The 24,783-nt window shown below is 62.8% G+C and carries 20 protein-coding genes; 12 read left to right on the top strand and 8 right to left on the bottom strand.

Features of this window, described 5'->3' with window-relative positions:
- The first annotated feature begins 1 nt into the window (after position 1).
- From MKD49_RS17805 to MKD49_RS17775, 7 genes are all read left to right on the top strand, one after another.
- Positions 2–745 (top strand): SDR family NAD(P)-dependent oxidoreductase, encoded by a 744-nt coding sequence (locus tag MKD49_RS17805; protein WP_034334416.1) that lies wholly within the window; start codon positions 2–4, stop codon positions 743–745.
- A gap of 95 nt (positions 746–840) precedes the next feature.
- Entirely contained in the window at positions 841–2,016 is a 1,176-nt protein-coding gene (locus MKD49_RS17800; RefSeq protein WP_252696958.1) for an ABC transporter substrate-binding protein, read from the top strand.
- Between the two features lie 132 nt (positions 2,017–2,148).
- Positions 2,149–3,183: a branched-chain amino acid ABC transporter permease gene (locus MKD49_RS17795; RefSeq protein WP_116535770.1), complete on the top strand. Its 1,035-nt coding sequence runs from the start codon at positions 2,149–2,151 to the stop codon at positions 3,181–3,183.
- On the top strand, positions 3,180–5,087 hold the full coding sequence (locus MKD49_RS17790) for an ATP-binding cassette domain-containing protein (protein WP_371925483.1): 1,908 nt from the start codon (positions 3,180–3,182) through the stop codon (positions 5,085–5,087). The genes MKD49_RS17795 and MKD49_RS17790 overlap by 4 nt, the downstream gene beginning before the upstream one ends.
- A complete protein-coding gene (locus MKD49_RS17785; protein WP_034334426.1) occupies positions 5,077–5,826 on the top strand; it encodes an ABC transporter ATP-binding protein in 750 nt (249 codons plus the stop codon). Before MKD49_RS17790 ends, MKD49_RS17785 begins: the two co-directional genes overlap by 11 nt.
- Before the next feature lie 41 nt (positions 5,827–5,867).
- Positions 5,868–6,950, top strand: a complete 1,083-nt coding sequence (locus MKD49_RS17780; RefSeq protein WP_252696957.1) for a ketopantoate reductase family protein — start codon at positions 5,868–5,870, stop codon at positions 6,948–6,950.
- 38 nt (positions 6,951–6,988) lie between these two features.
- Positions 6,989–7,765: a class II aldolase/adducin family protein gene (locus tag MKD49_RS17775; protein WP_252696956.1), complete on the top strand. Its 777-nt coding sequence runs from the start codon at positions 6,989–6,991 to the stop codon at positions 7,763–7,765.
- 108 nt (positions 7,766–7,873) lie between these two features.
- Here MKD49_RS17775 and MKD49_RS17770 read toward each other — a convergent pair whose 3' ends face one another.
- From MKD49_RS17770 to MKD49_RS17740, 7 genes are all read right to left on the bottom strand, one after another.
- Entirely contained in the window at positions 7,874–8,482 is a 609-nt protein-coding gene (locus MKD49_RS17770) for a hypothetical protein (protein WP_252696955.1), read from the bottom strand.
- Between the two features lie 95 nt (positions 8,483–8,577).
- A complete protein-coding gene (locus tag MKD49_RS17765; RefSeq protein WP_252696954.1) occupies positions 8,578–9,180 on the bottom strand; it encodes a hypothetical protein in 603 nt (200 codons plus the stop codon).
- Positions 9,177–11,429, bottom strand: a complete 2,253-nt coding sequence (locus MKD49_RS17760; protein ID WP_252696953.1) for a M23 family metallopeptidase — start codon at positions 11,427–11,429, stop codon at positions 9,177–9,179. Before MKD49_RS17760 ends, MKD49_RS17765 begins: the two co-directional genes overlap by 4 nt.
- A gap of 22 nt (positions 11,430–11,451) precedes the next feature.
- Complete coding sequence (locus MKD49_RS17755) at positions 11,452–13,950, bottom strand: type VI secretion system Vgr family protein (protein ID WP_252696952.1); 2,499 nt, start codon at positions 13,948–13,950, stop codon at positions 11,452–11,454.
- Between the two features lie 379 nt (positions 13,951–14,329).
- Positions 14,330–15,637, bottom strand: a complete 1,308-nt coding sequence (locus MKD49_RS17750) for a gallate dioxygenase (protein WP_252696951.1) — start codon at positions 15,635–15,637, stop codon at positions 14,330–14,332.
- Positions 15,638–15,690: 53 nt separating this feature from the next.
- Positions 15,691–17,022 carry an aromatic acid/H+ symport family MFS transporter gene (locus tag MKD49_RS17745; RefSeq protein WP_252696950.1) on the bottom strand — a complete coding sequence of 444 codons (1,332 nt, stop codon included), beginning with the start codon at positions 17,020–17,022 and terminating at the stop codon, positions 15,691–15,693.
- A 244-nt stretch (positions 17,023–17,266) separates the two neighbouring features.
- Entirely contained in the window at positions 17,267–18,472 is a 1,206-nt protein-coding gene (locus MKD49_RS17740) for a LysR family transcriptional regulator (RefSeq protein ID WP_252696949.1), read from the bottom strand.
- A 130-nt stretch (positions 18,473–18,602) separates the two neighbouring features.
- On the opposite strand from MKD49_RS17740, the gene MKD49_RS17735 reads away from it, so the two are divergent.
- The 4 genes from MKD49_RS17735 (at position 18,603) to MKD49_RS17720 (ending at position 22,820) form a co-directional block, all read left to right on the top strand.
- Complete coding sequence (locus MKD49_RS17735; RefSeq protein ID WP_371925482.1) at positions 18,603–19,763, top strand: 4-oxalomesaconate tautomerase; 1,161 nt, start codon at positions 18,603–18,605, stop codon at positions 19,761–19,763.
- A 5-nt stretch (positions 19,764–19,768) separates the two neighbouring features.
- Positions 19,769–20,812, top strand: coding sequence for an amidohydrolase family protein (locus MKD49_RS17730; RefSeq protein WP_252696948.1), 1,044 nt, complete (start codon positions 19,769–19,771; stop codon positions 20,810–20,812).
- An 11-nt stretch (positions 20,813–20,823) separates the two neighbouring features.
- Positions 20,824–21,507, top strand: coding sequence for a 4-carboxy-4-hydroxy-2-oxoadipate aldolase/oxaloacetate decarboxylase (gene ligK, locus MKD49_RS17725; RefSeq protein ID WP_121040291.1), 684 nt, complete (start codon positions 20,824–20,826; stop codon positions 21,505–21,507).
- 191 nt (positions 21,508–21,698) lie between these two features.
- A complete protein-coding gene (locus tag MKD49_RS17720) occupies positions 21,699–22,820 on the top strand; it encodes a porin (protein WP_252696947.1) in 1,122 nt (373 codons plus the stop codon).
- 12 nt (positions 22,821–22,832) lie between these two features.
- Here the strand turns inward: MKD49_RS17720 and MKD49_RS17715 are convergent, their stop codons facing one another.
- Positions 22,833–23,444 carry a TetR/AcrR family transcriptional regulator gene (locus tag MKD49_RS17715; protein ID WP_252696946.1) on the bottom strand — a complete coding sequence of 204 codons (612 nt, stop codon included), beginning with the start codon at positions 23,442–23,444 and terminating at the stop codon, positions 22,833–22,835.
- Between the two features lie 143 nt (positions 23,445–23,587).
- Here MKD49_RS17715 and MKD49_RS17710 point away from each other — a divergent pair, with 143 nt between their 5' ends.
- Positions 23,588–24,772 carry an efflux RND transporter periplasmic adaptor subunit gene (locus MKD49_RS17710; protein ID WP_252696945.1) on the top strand — a complete coding sequence of 395 codons (1,185 nt, stop codon included), beginning with the start codon at positions 23,588–23,590 and terminating at the stop codon, positions 24,770–24,772.
- Positions 24,773–24,783 lie beyond the last annotated feature (11 nt).

Below are 24,783 nucleotides of genomic sequence, written 5' to 3'. Positions count from 1 at the left end.
CATGGACAAGAAGATTGCCCTGGTCACCGGTGCCGCACGCGGCCTCGGCGAAAGCATCGCGCGCAAGATGCACGCCGCCGGCTACAAGGTGGCGCTGGCCGACATCGACCTGGAACAGGTCTCGGCAGTGGCCGCCAGTCTCGATGCCAGCGGGGCCACCGCCATGCCGCTGGCGCTGGACGTGCGCCGCAAGCCGGACTTCATCGCCGCCTGCGACGCCATCGAATTGCGCTGGGGCGGGGCGGCGGTGCTGGTCAACAATGCGGGCCGCTCGCGTGTGGCAGCGTTGATGGAGATCACTCCCGAGGAGTGGGACGAGGTCACTGCCATCAACATGAAAGGCACGTTTCTTGCGTGCCAGGTGTTCGGCAAACGCTTCGCCGATCGCGGCTACGGACGCATCATCAACATCGCCTCGCTGGCCGGGCAAAACGGCGGCACCGCCACCGGTGCGCACTATGCGGCGGCCAAGGGTGCGGTACTGACCCTGACCAAGGTCTTTGCCCGTGAACTCGCAGGCGCCGGTGTGACCGTCAATGCCATCTCGCCGGGCCCGCTGGACCTGCCCATCGTGCGCGAGATCGTGCCGGCCGACAAGCTGGCCGCGACCATCGCCACCATTCCGGTGAAGACGCTGGGCGAACCCGATTTCATCGCCGATGCGGTGCTGCTGCTGGCCTCGCCCGATGCGGGTTCGGCCACCGGGGCCTGCCTCGACATCAACGGCGGGCTCTACATGCGTTGATGAAGATCGGCCTGGTGCCGATGCCAGATTGCTGTCCCAGATCGGTGGCGGCGTGGGGAAGCCCGCCATCATCTCAACCAACAAGGGAGAAACACATGCTGCACAAACGCCTGATTGCCACCGCCGCCACTGCCGTTCTGGCCGCTGCCGGAACCCTCGCCAGCGTCGCCGGCAATCCTGCCTTTGCCCAGGTCAAGATCGGGGTCGTGACCTCCTCCACCGGGCCGGTCTCGCTGGTGGGCATTCCGCAGAAGAACACCGTGCCGCTGCTGCCGGCCAAGGCCGGTGATCTGAAGATCGAATACATCTCGCTGGACGATGCCAGCGATCCGACCAAGTCGGTCACCGAAGTCAAGAAACTGATCGCCGAATACAACGTCGATGCCATCATCGGCCCCAGCGGTTCGCCCAATGCCATGGGCGTGATTTCCTTTGCGGCCGAAGCCGGCGTGCCGATGCTGGCCCCGGTGGGCACGGCGGCCGTGGTGCTGCCGATGACGGAGCAGAAGAAGTGGGTTTTCAAGACCACGCAGAACGATGACCTGATCGCCAGCGCGCTGGTGGCCCAGATGGTCAAGAGCAAGGTCAAGACGGCCGGCTTCATCGCCGTCAACGATCCCTTCGGTGAGAACTGGGCCAAGGTGTTCACGGAGCTGGCGGCCAAGAACAACATCAAGATTGTGGCCAATGAGCGCTACCAGCGCACCGATACCTCGGTCACCGCGCAGACGCTCAAGATCGTCGCTGCCAACCCGGATGCCGTGCTGGTGGCGGCCCCTGGCGCGGCCACGGTGCTGCCGCAGACCACGCTGTTCGACCAGGGCTACAAGGGCAAGATCTACCAGACCCATGGCGCGGCCTTGCCGGCCTTCCTGCAGCTGGGCAAGAACAAGGTCGAGGGCACCATCCTGGCCGCGAGCCTGATGCTGGTACTGCCCGAGATCCCGGACAGCAATCCCTCCAAGAAGGTCGCCACCGAGTACATCGAGGCCTACAAGAAGATGTACAACACCGTGCCCGCCACCTTCGGTGCCAACGTGTATGACGCCGGTCTGCTGCTGGAGAAAGCCATTCCTGTGGCCGCGAAGAAGGCCAAGCCGGGCAGCAAGGAATTCCGCGCCGCCCTGCGCGATGCACTGGAAAGCACCAAGGAAGTGGTCGGCACCCAGGGCGTCTACAACATGAGCCCGGCGGACCACAGCGGTTTCGATGAACGTGGTCGTGAGCTCATCACCGTCAAGGGCGGCAACTGGACCCTGCTCAAGCCGTAAGGACCACGCCTGCTGCGCCGGTCCGGCCTCCACGCCGGGCGGGCGCAGTGTTCCACCTCCACCCGCATCCCGAACCTGGCGCGTCGTTCCCGGCTGGATGGCAGCGCGCGCCGGCTCCACAAGGAAGTCGCAATGAATCTCCAAATCGTGGCGCTGCTGGGACAGGACGGCATCACCAACGGTGCCATCTATGCGCTCTTGGCGCTGTCCATCGTCCTGGTCTTTACCGTCACCCGTATCCTCCTGATCCCGCAGGGCGAGTTCGTCTCCTTCGGCGCGCTCACCATGGGCATGATGCAGAACGGCCAGCCGCTCACCGTCGCCTGGCTGCTGGTGGCCATGTGCCTGGGCGCCTGTGCCTTCGATCTCTACGACATGTGGCGCACCAGCCGCCGCCGCCCCAGTCTGTGGCTGCCGGCCAAGCTGGTGTATGCGGTGGTCGTGGCGGGACTGGCCCTGAATCTCAACTTCGCCACCTTGCCCATGCTGGCGCAGATCGCCATGACCCTGCTGCTGCTGGTGCCGATGGGGCCGCTGATGTACCGCATGGCCTTCCAGCCCATCGCCTCGGCCTCGCCGCTGGTGCTGCTGATCGTCTCCATCGCCGTGCACGTGGCGCTGGTCGGCGTGGCGCTGCTGGTGTTCGGCCCCGAAGGCGCACGCACCGCGCCCTTCACCGAGGCCAGCCTGGAACTGGGCAGCCTGCGCTTTTCCAGTCAGGCGCTGTGGGTGATCTGCGTGTCGCTGCTGCTCATCGTGGGGCTGTTCCTGATGTTCGAGCGCACGCTCTATGGCAAGGCCTTGCGCGCTGCTGCGTTGAACCGCATGGGCGCGCGCCTGATGGGCATCTCGCCGGTGTTCGCGGGCAAGGCCATGTTCCTGCTGGCTTCACTCATTGGCGTGATGTCGGGCGTGCTGATCGCGCCCATCACCACGATCTACTATGACTCCGGCTTCCTGATCAGCCTGAAGGGCTTCGTCGGTTCCATCATCGGCGGGCTGGTCAGCTATCCGGTAGCGGCCATCGGCGCACTGGCCATTGGCCTCATCGAATCCTTCTCGACCTTCTGGGCCAGTGCCTACAAGGAAATCATCGTCTTCGTGCTGATCATTCCCATCCTGCTATGGCGTTCTCTCTCGACCCGTCACGTGGAGGAAGAAGAATGAAACCCGCTGCCTCCACCTCTTCTTCCAAACGTCCGATGGCGCGCTTGTCCTCGCGCGCGGCGCTGGGCCTGTTCGTGGTCCTGCTGGCGGTTGCGCCCTTCGTGCTGCCACCGTTCACCATGACCTTGTTGAACAACATCGGCCTGGCCTCGCTGGTGGTGCTGGGACTGGTGCTGCTGACCGGCGTGGCCGGCCTGACCAGCTTCGGGCAGGCGGCGTTCGTCGGTCTGGGTGCCTACTTCTCGGCGGCACTGTCGGCCAAGATCCTGCCGCTGCCCGATGCGCTGCTATGGATGCAATCGCCCTGGGTGGCGCTGGTGGTGGCTCTGGTGCTGACGGCCGTGCTGGCCTTTGCGGTGGGCAGCGTCACGCTCAAGCTCTCCGGTCACTACCTGCCGCTGGGCACCATCGCCTGGGGCATCAGCCTGTATTTCATCTTCGGTACGCTGGAGAGCATGGGCGGGCAGACCGGCATGTCGGGCATTCCCTCGATCACGTTCTTTGGCATCGCGCTCAGTTCCGACCGGGCCATGTTTGGCCTGATCTGGGTGGCCGTGCTGCTGGGCGTGGCGGCCCTGAGCAATCTGCTGGATTCGCGCGAGGGCCGCGCCATCCGTGCGCTCAAGGGCGGCATCGTGATGGCCGAGGCCATGGGCATCAATACGGCGCGCATGCGCATCGTGGTCTTCGTGATCGCCGCCGTGCTCGCGGCCCTGTCGGGCTGGCTGTACGTGCACATGCAGCGCTTCGTCAATCCCTCGCCCTTCGGGCTGGGCTTCGGTATCGACTACCTGTTCATGGCGGTATTGGGCGGAGCGAGCCATGTGTGGGGCGCGGTGCTGGGTTCCACCTTGATCGTGGTGCTCAAGGAATGGCTGCAGGGCATCCTGCCGGTGGTACTGGGGCGCTCGGGCAACTTCGAGACCATCGTCTTCGGGCTCCTGATCGTGGTGCTGCTGCAGCGTTCGCGCGATGGGCTGTGGCCTTACCTGGCACGCCTGGTGCCGGTGCGCAGCCGCCGGCTGGAGATCGATCCGCAGGCCGAAACCCTGCCGCGCCGTCCCATGCCTGCGCCGCAGGAAGTGGTGCTGGATGTGCGGGACGTCACCCGCAAGTTCGGCGGCCTGGTGGCCAACAACAACATGAGCCTGAAGGTGATGGCCGGTGAAGTGCTGGCCCTGATCGGTCCCAACGGGGCGGGCAAGTCTACGCTCTTCAACCAGATTTCCGGTGTCGATACACCGACCTCGGGCAGCGTGCAGTTCCGCGGCCATGAGGTCACCGGTCGCGGTTCGCGTCACATCGCCGGGCTGGGCATGAGCCGCAGCTTCCAGCATGTACGCCTGATGCCGCGCATGACGGTGCTGGAGAACGTCGCTATCGGTGCCTATCTGCGCGGCCAGCGCGGCGTGCTGTCGTCCATGCTGCGTCTGGATCGCCAGGAAGAGGCGCGCATCCTGGCGGAAGCGGCGCGCCAGATCGAACGTGTCGGATTGAAAGCACAGATGTTCGAGCAGGCCGGAGCCTTGTCGCTGGGCCAGCAACGCATCCTGGAAATTGCCCGTGCCCTGGCCGCCGATCCCTGCCTGCTGTTGCTGGATGAACCCGCAGCGGGGTTGCGCCTGGGCGAGAAGCAGGCGCTGGGCGACCTGCTGCGCAAGCTGCGCAGCGAAGGCATGGCCATCCTGCTGGTGGAACACGACATGGATTTCGTGATGGAACTGGTGGACCGCATCGTGGTGATGGACTTCGGCCAGAAGATCGCCGAGGGCTTGCCCGAAGAGATCCAGAACAATCGCGCCGTGCTGGAAGCCTATCTGGGCGTGGCCGACGAGGAAGAGGGCGCCGCAGTCGAAGAGGGCGCGGGCAATGCCATCGCAGCAGGAGCACATCATGGGCAATAAGGTATTGGAAGTACGCGACCTGTCGGCGGCCTATGGCCGGGTGCAGGTACTGTCGGGCATCGACCTCTCGGTGGAGCAGGGCAAGATCGTCACCGTGATCGGCCCCAATGGCGCGGGCAAGACCACGCTGCTGTCGGCCATCATGGGGGTGTTGCCCTCGCGCGGGGCGATGGCGTTTGACGGCACCATCCGCCATTCGCCCGAGGTCGAAGAGATGGTGGCGGCCGGCATGACCCTGGTGCCTGAGAAGCGCGAGCTGTTCTCGGAGATGAACATCGAGGACAACCTGATGCTGGGGGCTTTCCAGCGTTACCGCACCGGGCAGCGCGACTATGCGGCGACGCTGGAAGAGGTCTATACGCTCTTCCCGCGCCTGCGTGAACGCCGCACGCAACAGGCCGGCACGCTCTCGGGCGGCGAGCGCCAGATGCTGGCTGTGGGCCGTGCGCTCATGGCCAAACCGCGCCTGCTGATGCTGGACGAGCCCAGCCTGGGGCTGGCCCCGCTGATCGTGCGCGAGATCTTCCGCATCATCGCCGAGCTGCGCCGTCGCGGCGTCTCCATCCTGCTGGTGGAGCAGAACGCGCGCGCTGCGCTGCAGGTGGCCGACTATGGCTACGTGCTGGAGAACGGCGAGATCCGCATGCACGGCCCGGCCAGCCAACTGGCCCATGACCGCCGCGTGATCGAGGCTTACCTGGGCTTGTCCGGCAAGCACCAGGACAAGCTGGCTGGCTGAACATTTTCCTGATCGATTGATTGAGTGATTGAGTGATTGCCATGAGCAACGCAACTTCCCCCTCTGCTGCATCACCTGCTGAACCCTTGCGCATCTGCATCGCCGGCGCCGGCGCCATCGGCGGCACCCTGGCCGTGCGCCTGTCGGCCGCCGGCCATCAGGTCAGCGTGTTGGCGCGCGGCCAGACGCTGCAGGCCATCCGCGAGCGCGGCCTGACTTTGCATGACCTGCACGGCACCACCCACGCCCGTCCGGCCGCCAGCCAGTTGCCGGAGTTCGGCATGCAGGACGTCATTTTCCTGTGCGCCAAGAGTCAGGATATGTCAGCCCTGCTGCCCCAGATCGCGCCCATGGTGGGCGAAGAGACGGTGGTGATCCCGACCAACAATGGCGTGCCGTGGTGGTATTTCCACCGCGAGGGCGGGCGCTTCGATGGCCAGGCCGTCAAGGCCGTGGACCCGGATGGTGCGCTGTCAAACGCGGTTGCGCTGGAACGGCTGATCGGCAGCGTGCTCTTCATCACGGCCGAGGTCGAGAGCCCGGGCGTGATCCGTTCGGTCAATCCGCACCTGATGGTGCTGGGTGAACCTTCCGGCGAGATGAGCGAGCGGCTCATGCGCGTGCGGGCGGCGGTGGAAGCGGCCGGCATCGAAGCCCGCGCCACGGATCGCATCCGCGACAAGCTGTGGACCAAGATCATCGCCAACATCAGCACCAACCCGCTGTCGGTCATCACGCAGGGCACGCTGCAGCAGTTGTACGGCTTGCCGGAGCTGCGCGAGGTGGTCAGCCAGATCATGCGCGAGACCTTGCTGGTGGCCTCCAGCCATGGAGCGCGGGTGGATATCGACCCGCTGACCTTCCTGCAGCTGGGCGAGGCCATGGGGGCCTTCCGCACCTCGATGCTGCAGGATCTGGAGCGCGGGCGGCCACTGGAGCTGGCGGCCATCGGCGATGCGGTGCTGGAGATGGCCGAGCGTTATGCCATCCCGATGCCGATCACGCGGGCCATCGTGTCGCTGGCGCGTTTTCGCGGGGAGGCGGCGCAGCAGCAGACAGGGCAGACAGGACAACAGAGAGCGCAGCAGACACAACAACCGCAGCCGGCGGCACGGGCCGCCTGAGCGCGATCACCTCATTTTCGGATTCAGGAGTCAAATTGATGAATATCATGCAATTCAGCTATGACGCAGATAAGCCATCCCACTGCAGTGATGAAGAATGGGCGCTGCGCATCCAGCTGGCGCACTGTTACCGGCTAGTGGATTACCTGGGCTGGACGGAGATGATCTTCAACCACATCTCGGTGCGCGTGCCGGGGCCGGAGCATCATTACCTGGTCAATCCCTTTGCGCTGAACTACAACGAAGTGACGCCGGCCAACCTGCTCAAGGTGGGGCTGGATGGGCAACTGGCCGAACCATCGGACTACAAGGCCAATCCGGCGGGGTTTGCACTGCACAGTGCCATCCATGGTGCGCGTGATGATTTGCGCTGCGTGATCCATACGCATACCACGCCGATCTCGGCAGTGACGATGAAGAAGAGCGGCTTCGAGCACAACGATTTCTATGGGGCGCAATTGTTCGGGCGCATTGGGTATCACGCCTTCGAGGGCATTACGCTGTTTGCCGAAGAGAAGGAGCGCATGCTGCAAAGCCTCGGGGACAAGCACATTCTGGTGTTGCGCAATCACGGGGTGGCAGTCTGCGAGAGCGATATCCAGCGTGCCTTCTTCCTGCTGTGGACGGTGCAGCGGGCCGCCGAGATCCAGGTGGCGGGACGGTCGATGGCGGGCGAGGATCAGCTGTTGCCGGATGCGGTAAGGCAGAAATGCGCGGACCTGACGCAGCAGCTCATTCGCAATGACGGGTTTGCGGTGATTTTCTTTGAGGCGATTGTGCGGAAGATGTTGAAGGGGGTTTATCAGGTGGGTTGATCTTGCGAGAGATTAATGGGACTGGTCCGGGTGGAGCGGGTGCTGCCCAATATGGCCCGGAGCCTAGCGACGGGCCAGTCGGAGAAAACGGTGGGGTATTGCGGTGATTCAGTACCTTGATTCTCTTTTGATCCTGTTTCCTACTTGAATCCATAGGTCTTTGATGTCTGATAGTTGCGCTTTTTGCTTGCGCTTGACGTTGTCGAAGAAGTCAAAGGCGCTGAAGATGAAGACGCCGGGACGCAGCTCATAAAGCGCCGTATGGCACATGCTGGTAGCTCGATACACCGGGCCGTCGTCGAGATAACAGTCTGACTCGGCAGCGTAAATTTTTATCGGATCGGCCATTAGGGGTGTCATTGGATAAGTGAAGAGGGGGGTAAATGTGTAATAGCCGATCTGCTGCTCATTCCGATCGCCCCAACGTTCTTCGTCGGGGACTGTCTCGGCGAAACCCATCGCCCAAATAAAGTCCTTGTTAGACGAGATACATAGTTCGCCTAGCCACTTCTTCGTTTTTGTAGAGTGGAAGACGGTGCAGTAGCTATCTGGATAGTCTTTGCTAACTGGTTTCATGTTTTTGGACATGTGCCACGCTTTGGGAAAGCGTAAATCCCGGGTAAGCGCGATTGCCTCATTTCTGGAAAGGACTTGCGAAAAAGCAGGGTCTGCAAATATCGGTAGAAAGGCAAAGAGTAATATTCTGATCGCTTGCATATAAGTTTTTCCGATGTCGGTGTTGGTCTTTGCGCCGGAGTTAGGAATTTTTTCTAGCGCAGAGGCTTTTTTCTGTCGACCTTCCCTTCTAGGGTTTATCTTTTTTTGTCGATCTTTTTTCCCACCTCAATCCATAAATTTCTAATGTCCCTGAGTTGGGTCTTCTGTTTGCGCTTCACGTTGTCGAAGAAGTGAAAGACGCTATAAATGAAGACGCCGCTGCGCAACTCATACAGTGCGGTGTGGCACATGCTGGTGGCGCGATACACCGGACCGTCTTCCATATAGCAGTCCGGTTCGGCGGCGTAGTTCTTTATAGGTTTCAAAATAAATGGCGTCATTGGGTAGATGAAAAGTGGCGTGACGCTCCAGTAGCCGACCTCATATTTGCTACGATCGGCCCAGTCCTCCTCTTCAGGTACTTCGTCCCGGACCCCCATCGTCCTGATGAAATTCTTATTTGAAGAAATGCAGAGTTCTCCCAGCCATTGATTTGTCTTTCGTGAATAAAAGACGGTGCAGTATGTTTTAGGAAAGTCTTTTCCTAGCGGTTTCATATTTTTCTGAATGCGCCATGTGGCAGGAATATGTAGATCTTGTGCCAGCGTGGACAGCTCCTTTTTAGAAATCTCTGTTGCAGCGGCTGACAGTGAAATTCCTGCGAGAAGGATGCCTAAGAGAACTTGGATTTTGATCATATTTTGTCATCCATTAGTATGTTCTGAGCCCAAAGGGTCTCGTTAATGCGCTCAGTGAGATTATTTGGCTTCTGCGTTTTTCGATTAACGCCATTAATTGCCTCTGCCAATTTTTGTACGGTAGCTTCGTTAATGGCGGCAGACCTTATTTGCAAGTTGATAGTCTTAAAATCGTTATCTTTGGATCCTGCCGTCCAATACCATCCACCAGAGTCGATAGCGTTATAGTGATTGATAGATAGTCTCTGCGGATCAGGAACCTTAGGTGCCTTTTCAGGACGCGATGGGTTCCACCAACTTGGCTCAAATGATTTGGGCGCTAGCCACCCGCGATACACCCAATACTTGCCGTAATTCTCCCTGCCACTGAGCTGCTTGATTCCCCGTCCCCTGAACTTGGGCCCGTCATGCTCTTCGATATTTCCGAGTCTTCCAGAGAGGTAATAGAGATAATCAGTCTTGGCCTTCGGCATGTAAAACCCGGCGTCTTCCGGCTGAAAACTCTCATGCGTCGCTTTCTTTGAAAAGCTCACCGATCCCTCCGCCATCATCACGAGATAGTTACATTCAACCGCGCCTTCCCCGAGAAAATGCGTCATCCGCACCGGTGAATTGATCAGGTACTTGCGCATCACCTTGTTGATGTCATTCCGGTAGGTTTCCCGAATCGAGGCCGGGGTGCGCTGGCGTCCCTCTGTCTCCAGCGCCTTCAACGGATATTTCTCATCCGGATAGATGCGCGCCAGGTCCTTCGCACTGAGCCACGCACATTTGCGGAAGTGGCGAATGAATTCCTTCGGATGCCAGTGCCAATGATTTCTGGGCAACTCAGTACCCCCGGGCCAGAAGGAAAGGGCGCTGATATGCGCACGCAGGGCTTCAAAATCCGTGCTGCTTAACGGCGTCGGATTTTCTGCCGTGCTGGACTTCAACCATCCCCAGCGCGCCTCGATCGTGCTGCTCTCCCACTCAGTTGGAAACCGCGCGATGACCCGGCGCAACCTGTAGGCCATGTCCGCCTCGGCCAGCCTGGACCTGGCTTCTGCCGGCTGGACACGTCCATCCTTGTCGGTATCGAGCCAGCCCCGGATCGTCCGCGAATCACAGCGGCTATCCTGGTCGGTATCGTCATTGATGAGGCGCCACTGCTTCCAATGCGGGAAATCTGCATCGCTGAACTTGCGGATGTTGGCGGCATTCAGGTTGATCCAGCCTTCTCCGCCGGGATAAGTCAGCTTTCTCCAATGGGGCAGGCTGGCGGATGGCAGCTTGTCCGGTCCGATCACGCGTCCAAAACGCAGCAGTTCATACACGGCGCTCGGGGCAGGGCGCTGCGCTTCGGGACAGGCGTTGGCGATCCGGACCGCATGCTTGTAGAGATCGGCTTCGCCATCCTCTTCCCTTAGAGGCGTGCCAGTCCTGGTCCCGTCCATCGCGTACGTGGTGAGCACCGCTTCCCCGGTGCTGGCGACGTTGCCCTCGGCACCGGGATAGCGCACACCCAGGATCATGTCACTGGCGGTCATGTGGATAGCAGAGAGCGCAACCGGCGGATCGGGCTCCTTGTCGCGCGATGGACGCAGCGGTTTCGGAGCTGCCGTCAATGCCTGCGCGGAATGTACCAGCGGCGGTTTGTCGTAGACCGGCGTCCCGGCAGGGAGGTGGAAATGGATTTCGCCGAAGATGACGTCGCTTCGCCCGTCCGACGTGAGCGGCAACGGACCTGAAGCGCGGCCCGTGAGCCTGGCCAGATTGGTGTCGTCGCAAATGATCTCGAAGTGCATGCGCCCCATCTCTCCATCGATGTAGCCTACGTTCCCGATGACCTCCTTGCGATGCACGAAGCGATTGACGCGCGCGGCCGGTGCGATGGCATGCAGATGCATGTAGAGGCTGAAGAAGACGACGCGCGCCTGTTCACCTTCGCCGATCTCGGCTTCATGCCTGATGACGACCACGCCGTCGCTGGTCGCGCCGTTGTACATGAGGGGATGTTCAGGCGGCAGGTTGGGCAAGCCTTTCGTTGGTGGGCGCACAAAGACGATGGTGCCATCCGCAATGGCCCGGACGGGTTCATGGGCGTTGCCTGCCTTCGGAGCGGTCAGGTGAATCCCGCCATGCCATCCGAGATTGAAACTGACCGGAAAAGCGCCCCGGCCTGGCGCATCGCCGTTCATGGCCAGGTCCAGCCATTCGTCTTCGGTTTGTTGGCCCGTGCGCGGTGGCAGGAAAGGGGGACTGATCAGCATGATGTCCTCGTCGAAGAAAAAATTACTGTGAGTAGGGATAGCGTTTCGGCAGTGTCAGGCTGCTCGCCGGCAGCAGTGGCATCGCATACGACACGCGTGCCGGACCCGTCATCGCATGCTGCGACGCCTTGCATTCCCATTTGCCGGCGGTTCCTTGCGTGATCCCGGAGGCGTTGATCTGGAAGAAGGAACCGCCTGCCGAAATCACCACCTCTTCTTTCGCATGGATCTCTACGCGCCCGCTGGTCGATAGCAGCCGCGCCACCTTCTCGGCAATGAGATCCAGGTCGTCGCTCTGCGCCTGCACCTCCACCTTGCCCTTGGCGGAGAACAGCTTGATCCCGGCCTTGAAGGCAAACAGGCTGATTTTTTCGGCGACGCTGGCCAGCAGACTCTTGCCGGTCGCGATGCTGGTATCCGAACCCGAGGACAAGGTGATCTCTTCTCCGGCATGCGCATGCAGCCCCTTGCGCGTGGTCAGGCCGATGCCGTCGGGAGACGCGGCCAGCAGGATGGCTTGCTTGAAACGATGGGCCTCCGATTGCGTGGCTTCCGGGTAATTGCCTTGCGTCGCTTCGATCATCTTGCCCAGGGCATCCAGTCCACCGAGCGCTTCCGCATCTGCCTTCGCCGCTGTCTCGGAGAGTTGCTGGCTCATTGCCGATGCGGTTTTCAGCTGGCCGGTGGCTTCGCTGGCATCCAGTTGCGTTCCCTGTGCACCCGGCCTGCCGTAGGTGCTGATGTACAAGCCCTTGTGTGTGACGATGGCCCCATAGGCGTCGGTGCTGAGCGCGAAACCGGTGCCGAAGAAATGGCGGCGCTCATTGCCCGTCTGGCTGACCAGATGGCCGAGATTCAACTGCGCATGGGCATGGGTGCTGTAGAGGTGAATCCGGTTTTGTTCGGAGGTGTCATCCATCACCAGCTGGTTGAACCCGGCACCGCCGAATTCCTTGGATTTGAACCCCGATAGCCGTCCGTTGCTGTGCCATGGCGGACGCTGTTCCTCATTGAACAGGCGCCCAGTCACGACCGGTCGATCCGGGTCGCCATTGAGGAAGGACACCATGACTTCCTGCCCGATGCGCGGCACATGGACGGCACCCCAGTACTCGCCTGCATTGGCATAACTCACCCGGACCCAGCAGGACGCCGCCTCATTGCCCGGATTGATGCGGTCCCAGCGGAACTGGACCTTGATGCGATCGAGAGAATCGGTGTAAACCTCTTCTCCCGCAGGCCCCACGACGATGGCTGTCTGCGGCAGCATGAGCGGCCTGGCATGCGACCGTGCAGGGCGGAACGGCAGCTTGCGCCGCTGTACCTCGAAGCGGTTGAAGCAATGGCCCGTGTGTTCATTCTCCGTCTGGTCGACTTGCCGCTCACGCCGGATCGACTCTTTGAACGCCAGCAGTGCAGGGCTCAGGCTTCCCGGAAAATCCAGCGCCTGATGCGACAGGGGCAGGTTGTTCTCGATGAACCAGTCGATGGCCAGGATGACGAACTGGCGATCGCTCTCCGGCTCCTTGCGATGCAGGGGATGGTCCTCCAGCCTGAACCAGCGTCCGCAAGCCAGATTGCGCACGCCCGAGACGCCGATGTAGCCCTGCATCGCAGATTCCCATTGCTCCACTTGCAGGTCGGCCTGACGATTGCCTTGCTCCTGCTGCGCAAAACTGTATGCACCGGTGTACTCATACACCTCCAGCTGTGCGGGCAGCAGTCCATACTCTGCCATTACCTGCTCTTCGGCCTCCTTCTGCAGGCGAGGCGATTTGTAGTCGTCGCTGCGGCCGCGCCAGACGTTCGAGGCGAGCGTGCGGCTTGTGCTCCACTGCAGGATCTTGTCGAGCTCGTCACGGGGGCCGGCACCGTGGAAGGCAATGCCTTGCCGGTGCAGGCCGGGCAGGCTCCACGTAGTGTCGGTAATGACCAGAACATGGCCGCCGCCATCCTCCTGTTGCTCGTGATGGGCGAACCAGCCTTCTTCTTCCATCAGACGCTGGACGAAGTTCCAATCGGTTTCATACTGGGTGCAATAGGACCGAGCCAGAGACGGGCGCTCCAGTTCGAAGCGATAGTGGCCGCGTGCTTGCGGATGGCCGTCGAACACGTCCGCAAGAATGTCCTCGGTGGTCTTGTCCTGCCAGATCCGGGCGTCCTTGCGAAAGCGCAGGAAATGCAGCCAGGGAGAAAACGAGAGCTGGCAGAAATCGATCTCGCCGTCACTGCCCAGGCGCTTGGCGGTATGCACGTAGCCATGCCAGGGGAGGGTATCGCCTTCATGCTGCCTGATCCACAGGGTGACGGGCTGTGCAATCAATTGCTCCAGCGCGATGCCGGTGCGCGTGGCCAGCAGATCGAGGGTGACTTCGTAGCCGTGATTCAGTCGCTCAGTGGCGATGAGCCGTTGTGGCAGGAGGATGTCCGGCCCGAGCGGCGAGTCCAGCTGGAGCAGCCGACGATGTTGCGTGATGCGCGCTTGGGAGCGGGATGAATCTTTCTGCGAGGGGGCGGGCATGCGATGCGCTTTCCAGGGAGAATTCGCGCAATCCGGAACAGGCCAGTGAACAAACAGGCAAAAAACGCAGACCCACTTGCGAAGTGCGCTTGCCCGGCTTGAAGGAGGAAGTCCCGGATGCGGCCAATGCCCTTGATCTCATCGGTGCTGCAGAGGCCACGGGCGACGAAGGCGACAGTCTCCGTTGCGAGAGGCGTTTTCTCAATGGAAGAAATTCTAATTTTCGGGCGATTTGTATTGCTGCGTTCCCTCCGCCATCGTCAAGATAGATCGCAGCTTTTGATGGAATGACGAATTGTTTTGAATGGCGGCATCCATAAAAAAATCGCGCCGCTCCGAAGGAGGGCGCGATACCTGGTACATCCGCAAGCAAAGACGTTCAGTTCGTCCCGGTCTTGTTCCAATCCGCCGCCTTGTCCGACGCCGCCCCCGCCACCGAGTACAGCGCCCCCGGCGCATTGCGCGTCTGCTGGAATTCTTCCAGCGACTGCCCGCGCATGGCTGCGTAGATATGGAGGTTCGACACGCCGACCACCGCGCCCAGTTTTTCCAGCAGGAAGAAGATCACGCCATAACGGATCATGGCCTGCCAGTCGCGGCGGCTGATCATGTCGCATTCCTCCTGCGACAGCCCGGCTTCCTCATAGGTGGCCTGCGGATCAGCCCGGAAGCGCTCGCGGAACGCCGGCTGGATCAGCTGGTACAGATAGCGGTTGATGCGGTAGCGCGCATTGGCCGTCTCCAGCGTGAAGGGATAGGTGCCTTGCAGTTGCTCGATGCCCTTGAGCTGCTGCGCCACGTGCTCGCGATGACGCGCCACCTCGGCCGCCTGCAAGGCCGCATCGGCCGGCACCGCCGGTTCATACACGGCCACCGCGATGCCGGTCATGGAGGGCAGGTAATACTCGCGATGCCGGCAGTTGACGCCCGCCGGCATGGCCCCGCGCATGATGAGCCACATGATGACCTCGGCACTCTCCAGTCCGCCCAGCGTCGCCAGTTCGGCGTGGGTCAGGCGCGTGAGCGCCTCCGGGTCATGCTGCAGGAGATCGAGGAACTGATGGTCCCACGGCGTATTGTTGAACCCCGCACGCTCGCCATGCACCTGGTGCGACAGCCCGCCGGTCGCGACGATGACCACGTCCAGGTCTTCCGGATAGCTTTCGATTGCGCGGCGCAGACCCTGGCCCAGCTTGTAGCAGCGGCGTGCGGTCGGGATCGGGAACTGCAGCACGCCCACCTGCAGCGGGATGATCTGGCCGGGCCAGTCTTTCTCGTGCGGCCACAGCATCGACAGCGGCGAGAAGCACCCGTGGTCCAGCGGCTTGTTCTGGAAGAAGGCCATGTCGAATTCATCGGCCATCAGGGAGCTGCCGATATGCCGTGCCAATGCCGCATGGCCACCGACGGCCGGCAGCTTGCGCGCCCCCCCGCCTTCGTCGGCGACCTGGTACTCGCTGCCCACCCCCAGGGCAAAGGCGGAGTAATGATCGAAGAAGAAGGAGGTCACGTGGTCGTTGTAGACCACCAGCAGCACGTCCGGCTGCTTCTCTTGCAGCCATTGCTGCACCGGCTCGTAAGCCTTGAAGATGGGCGCCCACACCGCATCGTGCTGCTTGTTGGCATCCAGCGCGAAGCCGATGGTCGGTGTATGGGAGGTGGCGATGGCGCCGACGATATTGGCCATGACGATTTATTCCTGTAACAGATGAATCCAATGTGATTGATGCAGCAGCTTGATCAAACCGCAGCCGCCGGACGCTGCCCCATCTGGATGAAGACGATGATCAGCGCCGCCAGCGTAGCCGGCACCGCGAGAATGGCGATGACGGCACCAAAGCCCCAGCCCATCGACAGCAGCACGCCGCCGGCGAAGGAGCCCAGGATGCTGCCGAAGCGGCCCACGCCCAGCATCCACGACACGCCGGTGGCACGCACCACGGTCGGATAGCAGGAGGGGGCAAAGGCGTTCAGTCCGGTCTGCGCGCCGCTCATGCAGAAGCCGGCCAGCAGCACGTAGGCCGCAAACATGCCCGACTGCACGCTGCCGGACGCCAGCAGCAGGATGAAGACGGCACCGGCGATATAGGCGCAGGCGATGGCACGGCTGGGCGACCAGCGATCCATCAGGAAGCCTACCACCAGCGCACCGACGGTGCCGCCCAGCTGGAACAGGGCCGTGATGCTGGCCGCCTTCTCGATGGGCAGGCCGGCATCCTTGATCAGCGTGGGCAGCCAGCCCGAGAGCAGGTAGATCACCAGCAGGCCCATGAAGTAGGTGCCCCACAGCGACAGCGTGGTCTTGCGATAGGACTCCGAGAGCAGCACCTTGGCCGGCTGGCCGCCCTTGACCGGCGGTTCGCTGACGCTGAAGGTCTGGCCGGCGGCGAAGTGGCCGCCGCACACGCGCGCCAGGGTGCGGGCAATGCGCTCGGCGGGATAGTGGCGCACCACCATGAAGCGCGCCGACTCCGGCACCAGCCACAGGTAGAAGGGCAGGCACAGCAGCGGGATGGCACCGCCGACCATCAGGACGGTGCGCCAGCCATACTCCGGCAAGAGGGCGGCGGCGAGGAAGCCGACCAGGCCCGAGCCGAGGTTGAAGCCGGTGAACATGATGGCCAGCAGCGTGCTGCGCGAACGCTCCGGGACATACTCGGAGAGCAGGGTAGTGGCATTGGGCATGGCCGCGCCCAGGCCGAGGCCGGTCAGGAAGCGCAGCGCCGAGAGCGTGACCACGTCATGCGCGAAGGCACAGGCCAGGCTGCACGCACCGAACCAGGCCACGGCCGTCATCAGCAGTTTCTTGCGGCCGTAGCGGTCCGACAGCGGACCGACCAGCAGCGCACCCACGGCCAGGCCGATGGGCGCGGCACTCATGACCACGCCGAAGGCCGCGCGCGAGATGCCCCATTCCTTGGTGATTGCCGGTGCCAGGAAGCCCATGATGGCCACGTCCATGCCGTCGGTGGCCACGATGAGGAAGCACAGGATCAGCAGTAGCCATTGATAGCCGGACATCTTGCGCCCGTTGATGTGCGAACGCACGTCCAGCGATTGTGCTGTATTCATTAAGTCTCCGTGATGGGTTCGAGTTGTGGGAATCTGCCGGCTTGTCTGCACGCGGCTTGGGGATTACCTGTCCAGGCAGCACCAGCGTGCCTCGACTTGGCACAAAGTGTAAGACGGGGAGGGCTGGTGAGTATTGCTTTCGGCTACCGGAGTGTTGCCATTTGCTAATCGCGATGGATTTTTTTTGGAACCCGGAAAGTGCGGTCCGCAGGGCCGCAAGCCGCCGCCTGCGGGCTTGCGCCGTTCAGTCCAGTGCTGCGGCGACCGCTTCGATGGCTTCCTGCAGCGCGCGGGCACCGGGCGATAGATGGGCCCCCTTGCGCTGCATGAGCCCGATGCGGCGCTCCATGCCGCGCATGGCGAAGGGCAGGGTAGTGAGCTGCCCGGTGGCGATCTCATGCTGCAGCTGATGGGCCGAGATCACGGTGAGCATGTCGCTGCCCACCAGCAGTCCGCGCAGCAGCGCCAGGTCGCCGGTTTCCACCGCAGGGCGGGGCGCCGGCCAGTGGCTGTCGCGGAAGAATTGCTCGATGGAATCGCGCAAGGGCGTCCCGGCCCGTGAGAGCACCCAGGGATAGCCGTCGAGATCACGCAAGGACAGCTTCTTGCGGCGCGCCAGCGGGTGGCCGGCCCGTGCGATCAGGGCAGCACTGTCGGCCACCAGCGGACGCATGTCGAAGGTTTCACTGGAGAAGGCGCGCAATGCGCCGACGATGAAATCGATGCGTCCGCTCATGAGGCCGGCGGCCAGCTCTTCATAGGGACTTTCCAGCGAACGGATCTGCAGGCGCGGATGGCGTGCCAGCACCCGCGTCATGGCCGCCGGCAGCAGTTGCGAGCGCGCCAGCGGCAAGGCCCCCACCGTCACCGTACCTTGCACCACACCGTCAAGGGCGGCGATGTCTTCCGGAATATGGCGCAGTTCGGCCAGCGCCCGGCCGAAGCGTTCGGTCCAGCGGCGGCCCGCATCGGTGGGCAACATCCCGTGCGCGGTGCGAAAGAACAGCGCCTGCCCGAGGATGCCCTCCAGCATCGACAAGGCCTGGCTCACCGCCGAGGGCGACACTTCCATCAGGCGCGCCACGCTGGGCATGTGATGCGTTTCGGCCAGCAGCGCGGCGGCCTGCAGGCGGCGTTCATTGAACAGCGCGTCCAGGCTGCCTACCGGCTGGCCGTTGCGGTCGCGCAGGCGCAGGGCATCGTCGCGCACTTCGCGCAGTTCGGCTTCGATGCGCTCGACCCGCAGCCGGACGGCTTCGCCGGCGGCGGTCAGCAGCATGCCGCGCCCCTTGCGCTCGAACAGTTGCGCCGACAGGCTCTGCTCCAGCGCCGCCACCGAGCGCGCCACCGCCGAGGAGGCACGCAGCAGCGTGTCGGAGGAGCGGCGTACTCCGCCGGTGGTGGCGACGACATTGAAGACATGCAGGTGACGCAGGTTGAGCAGGGCCATGGCGTGACGATCCGGGACATTGATTTCTGAGCGCGATTAGAAAATTAGAACAGAGGAAGGCCCACAACGCAACCAAGCCGACAGGGCGCTCACGCATACTCGACGCCATTGTTTTCAAAGGTAAAGCGCCGTGCCTGACCTCGATTTCCCTCCTCCCGGAGACGCTGACGCGTCCGACCTGTTCGCCATTCCCTGCACCCTGATGCGCGGTGGCACCTCGCGTGGTCCCTTCTTCGTGGCCGATGATCTGCCAGAGGACATCGCTGCGCGCGATCGCGTGTTGCTGGCCGCGCTGGGGTCGCCCGATCGTCGTCAGATCGACGGCCTCGGCGGTGCCCATCCGCTGACCAGCAAGGCCGGCATCGTCAGCCGCAGCCGCGTGACCGGCGTGGATCTGGATTTCCTGTTCGCGCAGCTGCAACCCGAATCGGACCGTGTCGATACCACGCCCAATTGCGGCAACATGCTGGCCGCCGTGCTGCCCTTTGCCATCGAGCGCGGCCTGATCGCCGCCGGTCCCGAGACCACCACCGCGCGCATCCTCACACTCAACACCGGCATGCAGTGCGACGTGACGGTACAGACACCGGGCGGCCGCCTGCGCTATCGGGGCGATACCCGTATCGATGGCGTGCCGGGATCGGCGGCACCGGTCAGTATCAACTTCCTCGACACGGCGGGCTCGGTTTGCCCTGCCATGCTGCCCACGGGGCGCGTGCAGGACAGCGTGCGTTATGTCACGCCGAGCGGTGAGCAGCGCGAGACGGCCGTCACCCTGATCGACAATGGCATGCCCATGGTACTGGTGCGTGCGTCTGATTTCGGCCTGACGGGTGATGAAAGCGTGGCTGTCCTCAATGCCGATGCGTTCCTGAAGGAGAGACTGGAGGCGCTGCGACTGGCCTGCGGTCCGCTCATGGGGCTGGGGGAGGTCAGTGCCAGGAATTATCCCAAGATGTGCCTGCTGTCTGCCCCCGTGGCGGGCGGCACGATCAGCACCCGCTGCTTCATCCCGCATGTCTGCCACGAGGCCATTGGTGTGCTGGCCGCCGTCACCGTCGCCACCGCCTGCGTGCTGGAAGGCTCGGTAGCCCAGGGGCTGGCGCTGCCCGGCAGCGGCTTGCAGCGCACCGTCTCGGTGGAGCATCCCAGCGGCGAATTCAGCGTTGCGCTGGAGCTGGATCCGCACGACCAGCAACAAGTCCTGCGTGCCGCGCTGCTGCGCACGGCGCGTCCCATCCTGCGCGGGGAAGTGCTGATCCCCGCCGAACTCCTGACCGACTATTCCTGAATCCCATGCGAGACTCCCTCATCATCGACTGCCATGGCCACTACACCACCGCCCCCAAGGCGCTGGAAGACTGGCGCAACCGGCAGATCGCCCACCTGAACACGCCCGGACTCGGTCCCAAGGTGGCCGAGCTCAAGATCAGCGACGACGAACTGCGCGAGTCCATCGAAAGCAACCAGTTGCGCCTGATGCGCGAGCGCGGTGCGGATCTCACCATCTTCTCGCCGCGCGCTTCCTTCATGGCGCATCACATCGGCGATCTCAACACCAGCCAGACCTGGGCGGCCATCTGCAACGAGCTGTGCCATCGCGTGGCGCAGCTGTTCCCCGATCACTTCATCGGTGCGGCCATGCTGCCGCAGTCGCCGGGGGCCGATATCTGTACCTCGATTGCCGAGATGGAGAAGTGCGTGCGCGAATATGGTTTCGTCGGCATCAATCTCAATCCCGATCCCTCGGGCGGACACTGGACTGCGCCGCCGCTGTCGGACCGCGCCTGGTATCCGCTCTACGAAAAGATGGTGGAGCTGGACGTGCCCGCCATGATCCACGTGAGCACCAGCTGCAATGCCTGCTTCCACACCACCGGTGCGCATTACCTCAATGCCGACACCACCGCCTTCATGCAGTGCCTGACCTCGGACCTGTTCAAGGATTTCCCGACGCTGAAGTTCCTGATCCCGCACGGCGGCGGTGCCGTGCCGTATCACTGGGGCCGTTTCCGTGGCCTGGCGCAGGAAATGAAAAAGCCGCTGCTGGAAGAGCATCTGCTCAACAACATCTTCTTCGACACCTGCGTGTATCACCAGCCGGGCATCGACCTGCTCACGCGCGTGATCCCGGTAGACAACGTGCTGTTCGCCTCCGAGATGATCGGTGCCGTGCGCGGCATCGATCCGCAGACCGGCCACTACTACGACGACACCAAGCGCTACATCGAGGCGGCCGCACTGAGCCCCGAAGAACGCCACCAGATCTACGAAGGCAATGCCCGCCGCGTCTACCCGCGCCTGGATGCCGCCCTCAACGCGAAAGGACTGACAGCATGAGCACTCCCCTGATCAACCAGCTTGGCGTGGTCAAGCGCCATATCGAACGCGCCGATGCCGCCGCCGTGCAACAGCTCGGCCAGTTTGGCGTGGCGACCGTGCATGAGGCGCAGGGCCGCACCGGCCTGCTGAAGCCCTATCTGCGTCCCATCTATCCCGGTACCACGATCTCGGGCACCGCCGTGACCGTACTGCTGCACCCCGGCGACAACTGGATGATGCACGTGGTGGCCGAGCAGATCCGGCCTGGCGACATCGTGGTGGCAGCCATCACCGCCGAGTGTACCGACGGCTATTTCGGCGACCTGCTGGCCACCAGTTTCATGGCCCGCGGTGCGCGGGCCCTCATCATCGATGCGGGTGTACGCGATGTGAAGGTGTTGAAGGAAATGGGCTTCCCGGTGTGGAGCCGTGCCATCAGTGCCAAGGGCACCATCAAGGCCACGCCGGGGTCGGTCAACGTGCCGGTGATCTGCGCCGGTGCCCTGGTCAATCCGGGCGATGTGATCGTGGCCGATGATGATGGCGTGGTGGCCGTGCCTGCCGCTGACGCCGTGCGTGTGGCCGAGGTGGCCCGCAAGCGCGAAGCCCTGGAAGGGGAGAAGCGCGCACAGCTGGCCGCCGGCGTGCTGGGGCTGGACATGTACCAGATGCGCGCGCCGCTGGAGGCCGCCGGTTTGAAATATATCGACTGAGTTTGTGTCGCCCACAGGCTGAACCTGACAAGGAGCCGTGAGGGGAAGAAGAGAGCGTCCACGCAAAAGAGGCGCACGCCGACCTGAACAGACATCCGTACTGCGCAGCAGAGCGCCCTTGGTGTGCGCCATCCCAATTGACAAGAACACTGGATCAACCAGACCGATTTACCCACAGGAGGAGATTCCTTATGCAGTTGCAACACCCCATCCGTCTCATCCCGGCAGCCCTGCTGCTGGCCGTTGCCCCCGCTGCCTTCGCGCAGAGTTCAGTGACCATCTATGGCGTAGTGGACGTCTATACGGCCTACCAGAAGAGCACCGTCGGCGGCAAGGACACCTCGCTCTGGGCCATGGGCAACAATGGCCAGATGACCAGCCGGCTTGGCTTCAAGGGCGTCGAGGATCTGGGCGGTGGCTATCGCGCCAGCTTCAATCTTGAAACCGGTTTCGATCCCAGCACCGGCGGCCTGCAGAACAGCTACCGCTACTTCGACCGCCAGTCCTGGGTCGGTCTCGGCGGCGGCTTCGGCGAAGTGCGTTTGGGGCGGCAGAACAGCGTCATGTTCCTCTACTCGGGCAACATGGATGCATTCGGTGCGGCCACCTATGGATCGGCCTACAACAACTTCGCCAACTGGCTGGCGCGGGTGGACAACGATATCAGCTACATCTCGCCCAAGTTTGCCAATACCACGCTGGAGCTGCATTACTCGGTCGGCGAGCGCGCCGGCAGCACCGCCGGCAATGCGGTCTACCAGATCGGCATGCAGACCCAGCAGGGACCGGTCTACGTGGGCAGCGCCTACCTCAACGCCAACAACGCCACCAACACCAACAGCGTGAAGCAGTTCATGCTGGGCGGCAATGTTGACTATGGCAGCGGCAAGGTCTACCTGGCCTTCTTCCGCACCAATGAAGTGATCTCGGCCACCACCGGCAATGTCTTCACCAACCCGGCGGGCAAGTACGATCCGGCCGGTGCCGTGGTCGGCAATACCGCGGGTGACTATCACAACACCTACAGCCTCTCGGCCGACTACCGTATCAATGCCCAGACCACCGTCGGCGCGGGGGGCGGCTACGTCAAGGACAGCTCGCGCTACAACAACAACGCGCGCCAGTTCAGCCTGATCGTGAACTACGACCTGTCCAAGCGCACGCGGCTGTATGCGGTGGCCTCACGTCTGATCAACCAGAATACCGCCGCCTATCGCATGACCGGTGCCAGCTTCACGGCCAGCCAGGCCCTGAGCCCGGACGCCGGTGCCAGCGAGACCGGCGTGCAACTGGGGATCCGGCACACCTTCTGAGGACGGTCGTTCTCAGTCGGCTGGTACGGCATAGGCCGCGAGGAAGGTTTCCACCGCGCGGCCGACCATGCGTTTCATGCGCGGCCGCGAAATGCTGGTCTCCAGCCCCAGCATCATCGGCTTGACGGTCTCGCAATCGAGCAGGGCGCACAGCTGCAGGGTCGCCAGCATCGGATCAGCGGTGCGCAGGCGGCCGGCCGCCATCTGCTTCTTCAGGAAGGCGGCGATGCGCTCCATCCCCATCTTCGGTCCCTCTTCATGGAAGCGCCGGCCGATGTCGCTGCGGCCGGCTTCGGCCACGATCATGCGGTGCGTTTGCAAGGTGCTCTCCAGGCACAGGAAGCTGACCGCCTTTTCTCCAAAGACCTGCAGGGTCTTCGCCAGATCGTCCACCTCCTGGTCCAGTGCGGCCAGGGCCGGCTCCATCTGCTTCTTCGCCTCGCCGTGGGTCACCGCCACGAACAGCTCCTCCTTTGACTTGAAGTAGCCATACAGCGTGGCCTTGGAGCCACCAATGCGGGCCGAGATCTCGGCCATGGACGCACCCTCGAAACCCATCTCCTTGAACACGTCTGCCGCCACGGCCAGGATGGCCTCGCGCCGGGCAGGGGTCTTGACTCTCATCGAACTGTCTCCGTTTTCTTTACAAGTGTCATTTTCGTACAGATGTGTTCAGTATTGCTTGACCGGGGAAGAACTGTCAATTAATAATACTGTACAGTTCGGTATCGTTATAAAAACCTTCTTCCCTTTCCGGAGAGTCCTTCATGCGCACCACACCCCTCCTACGGCCCGTCGCTGCACTGGCCATCCTCAGTGTCCTCAGTGCCTGCGGCAAGCCGCCGGGCGGGGCGCCACCGGCAGCGGGCACGCCCGTGCTGGGCGTGATGACGGTGCGCGTGCAGCCGGTGGAGCTGCATGCCGAGTTGCCGGGCCGGACCTCGCCTTATCAGATTGCTGACGTGCGGCCGCAGGTCAACGGCATCATCAAGGCACGCAATTTCCGCGAGGGCAGCGACGTCAAGGCCGGGCAGGTGCTGTACCAGATCAACCCGGCCAGCTATCAGGCAGCCTATGACAGCAGCGTGGCGGCCTTGGCCAAGGCCGAAGCGAGCGTGAAGACGGCGCGCCTGAAGGCCAGCCGCTACAAGGAGCTGGTGGCCATCAAGGCGGTCAGCCAGCAGGATTACGATGACGCCGTCGCGTCCCTGGGCGAAGCCGAGGCCGATGTCGGTTCGGCCCGGGCCAACGTGCAGACCAGCCGCATCAACCTCGATTACGCCAAGGTCGATGCGCCCATCTCCGGCCGCATCGGCAAGTCCAGCGTGACGCCGGGCGCACTGGTCACCGCCAGCCAGACCACGGCGCTGACCACCATCCAGCAGCTCGATCCCATCTACGTCGATGTCACCCAGTCCAGCACCAACTGGCTCAACCTCAAGGAAGCACTGGCCAATGGCGAACTGCAGAAGTCCGGCAACGGCGCCAAGGTCAGGCTGATCCTGGAGAACGGCCGCACCTACGCACAGGAAGGTACGCTGCAGTTCTCCGACGTGACGGTCAACCAGGACACCGGTGCCATCACGCTGCGCGCAGTCTTCCCCAACCCCAAGACCGACCTGCTGCCGGGCATGTATGTGCGCGCCGTGCTGCAGGAGGGCGTGCGCCAGCAGGGCCTGCTGGTACCGCAACAGGCGGTCAGCCGTGACGGTGCCGGCAAGCCGGTAGCCTTCGTGGTCAATGCGGAGGGCGTGGTGGAGCAGCGCGCGCTGGTGACTGATCGTGCCATCGGCAGTCAATGGCTGGTCAGCAGCGGCCTGAAGGAAGGCGACCAGCTGGTGGTCGATGGCCAGCAGCGCGCCACTGCCGGAGCCAAGGTGAAGGTGGTGCCATGGTCGCCCAAGACCACCGTGGCCAGCGCCAACGGCAGCGCCGGCAGCGGCAACAACTGAGAGGCGGGAAA

It is taken from the genome of Herbaspirillum sp. WGmk3 (assembly GCF_023952535.1).
Classification (GTDB): Bacteria; Pseudomonadota; Gammaproteobacteria; order Burkholderiales; family Burkholderiaceae_D; genus Herbaspirillum; species Herbaspirillum huttiense.
This window is presented reverse-complemented; position numbering and strand designations above follow the sequence as displayed.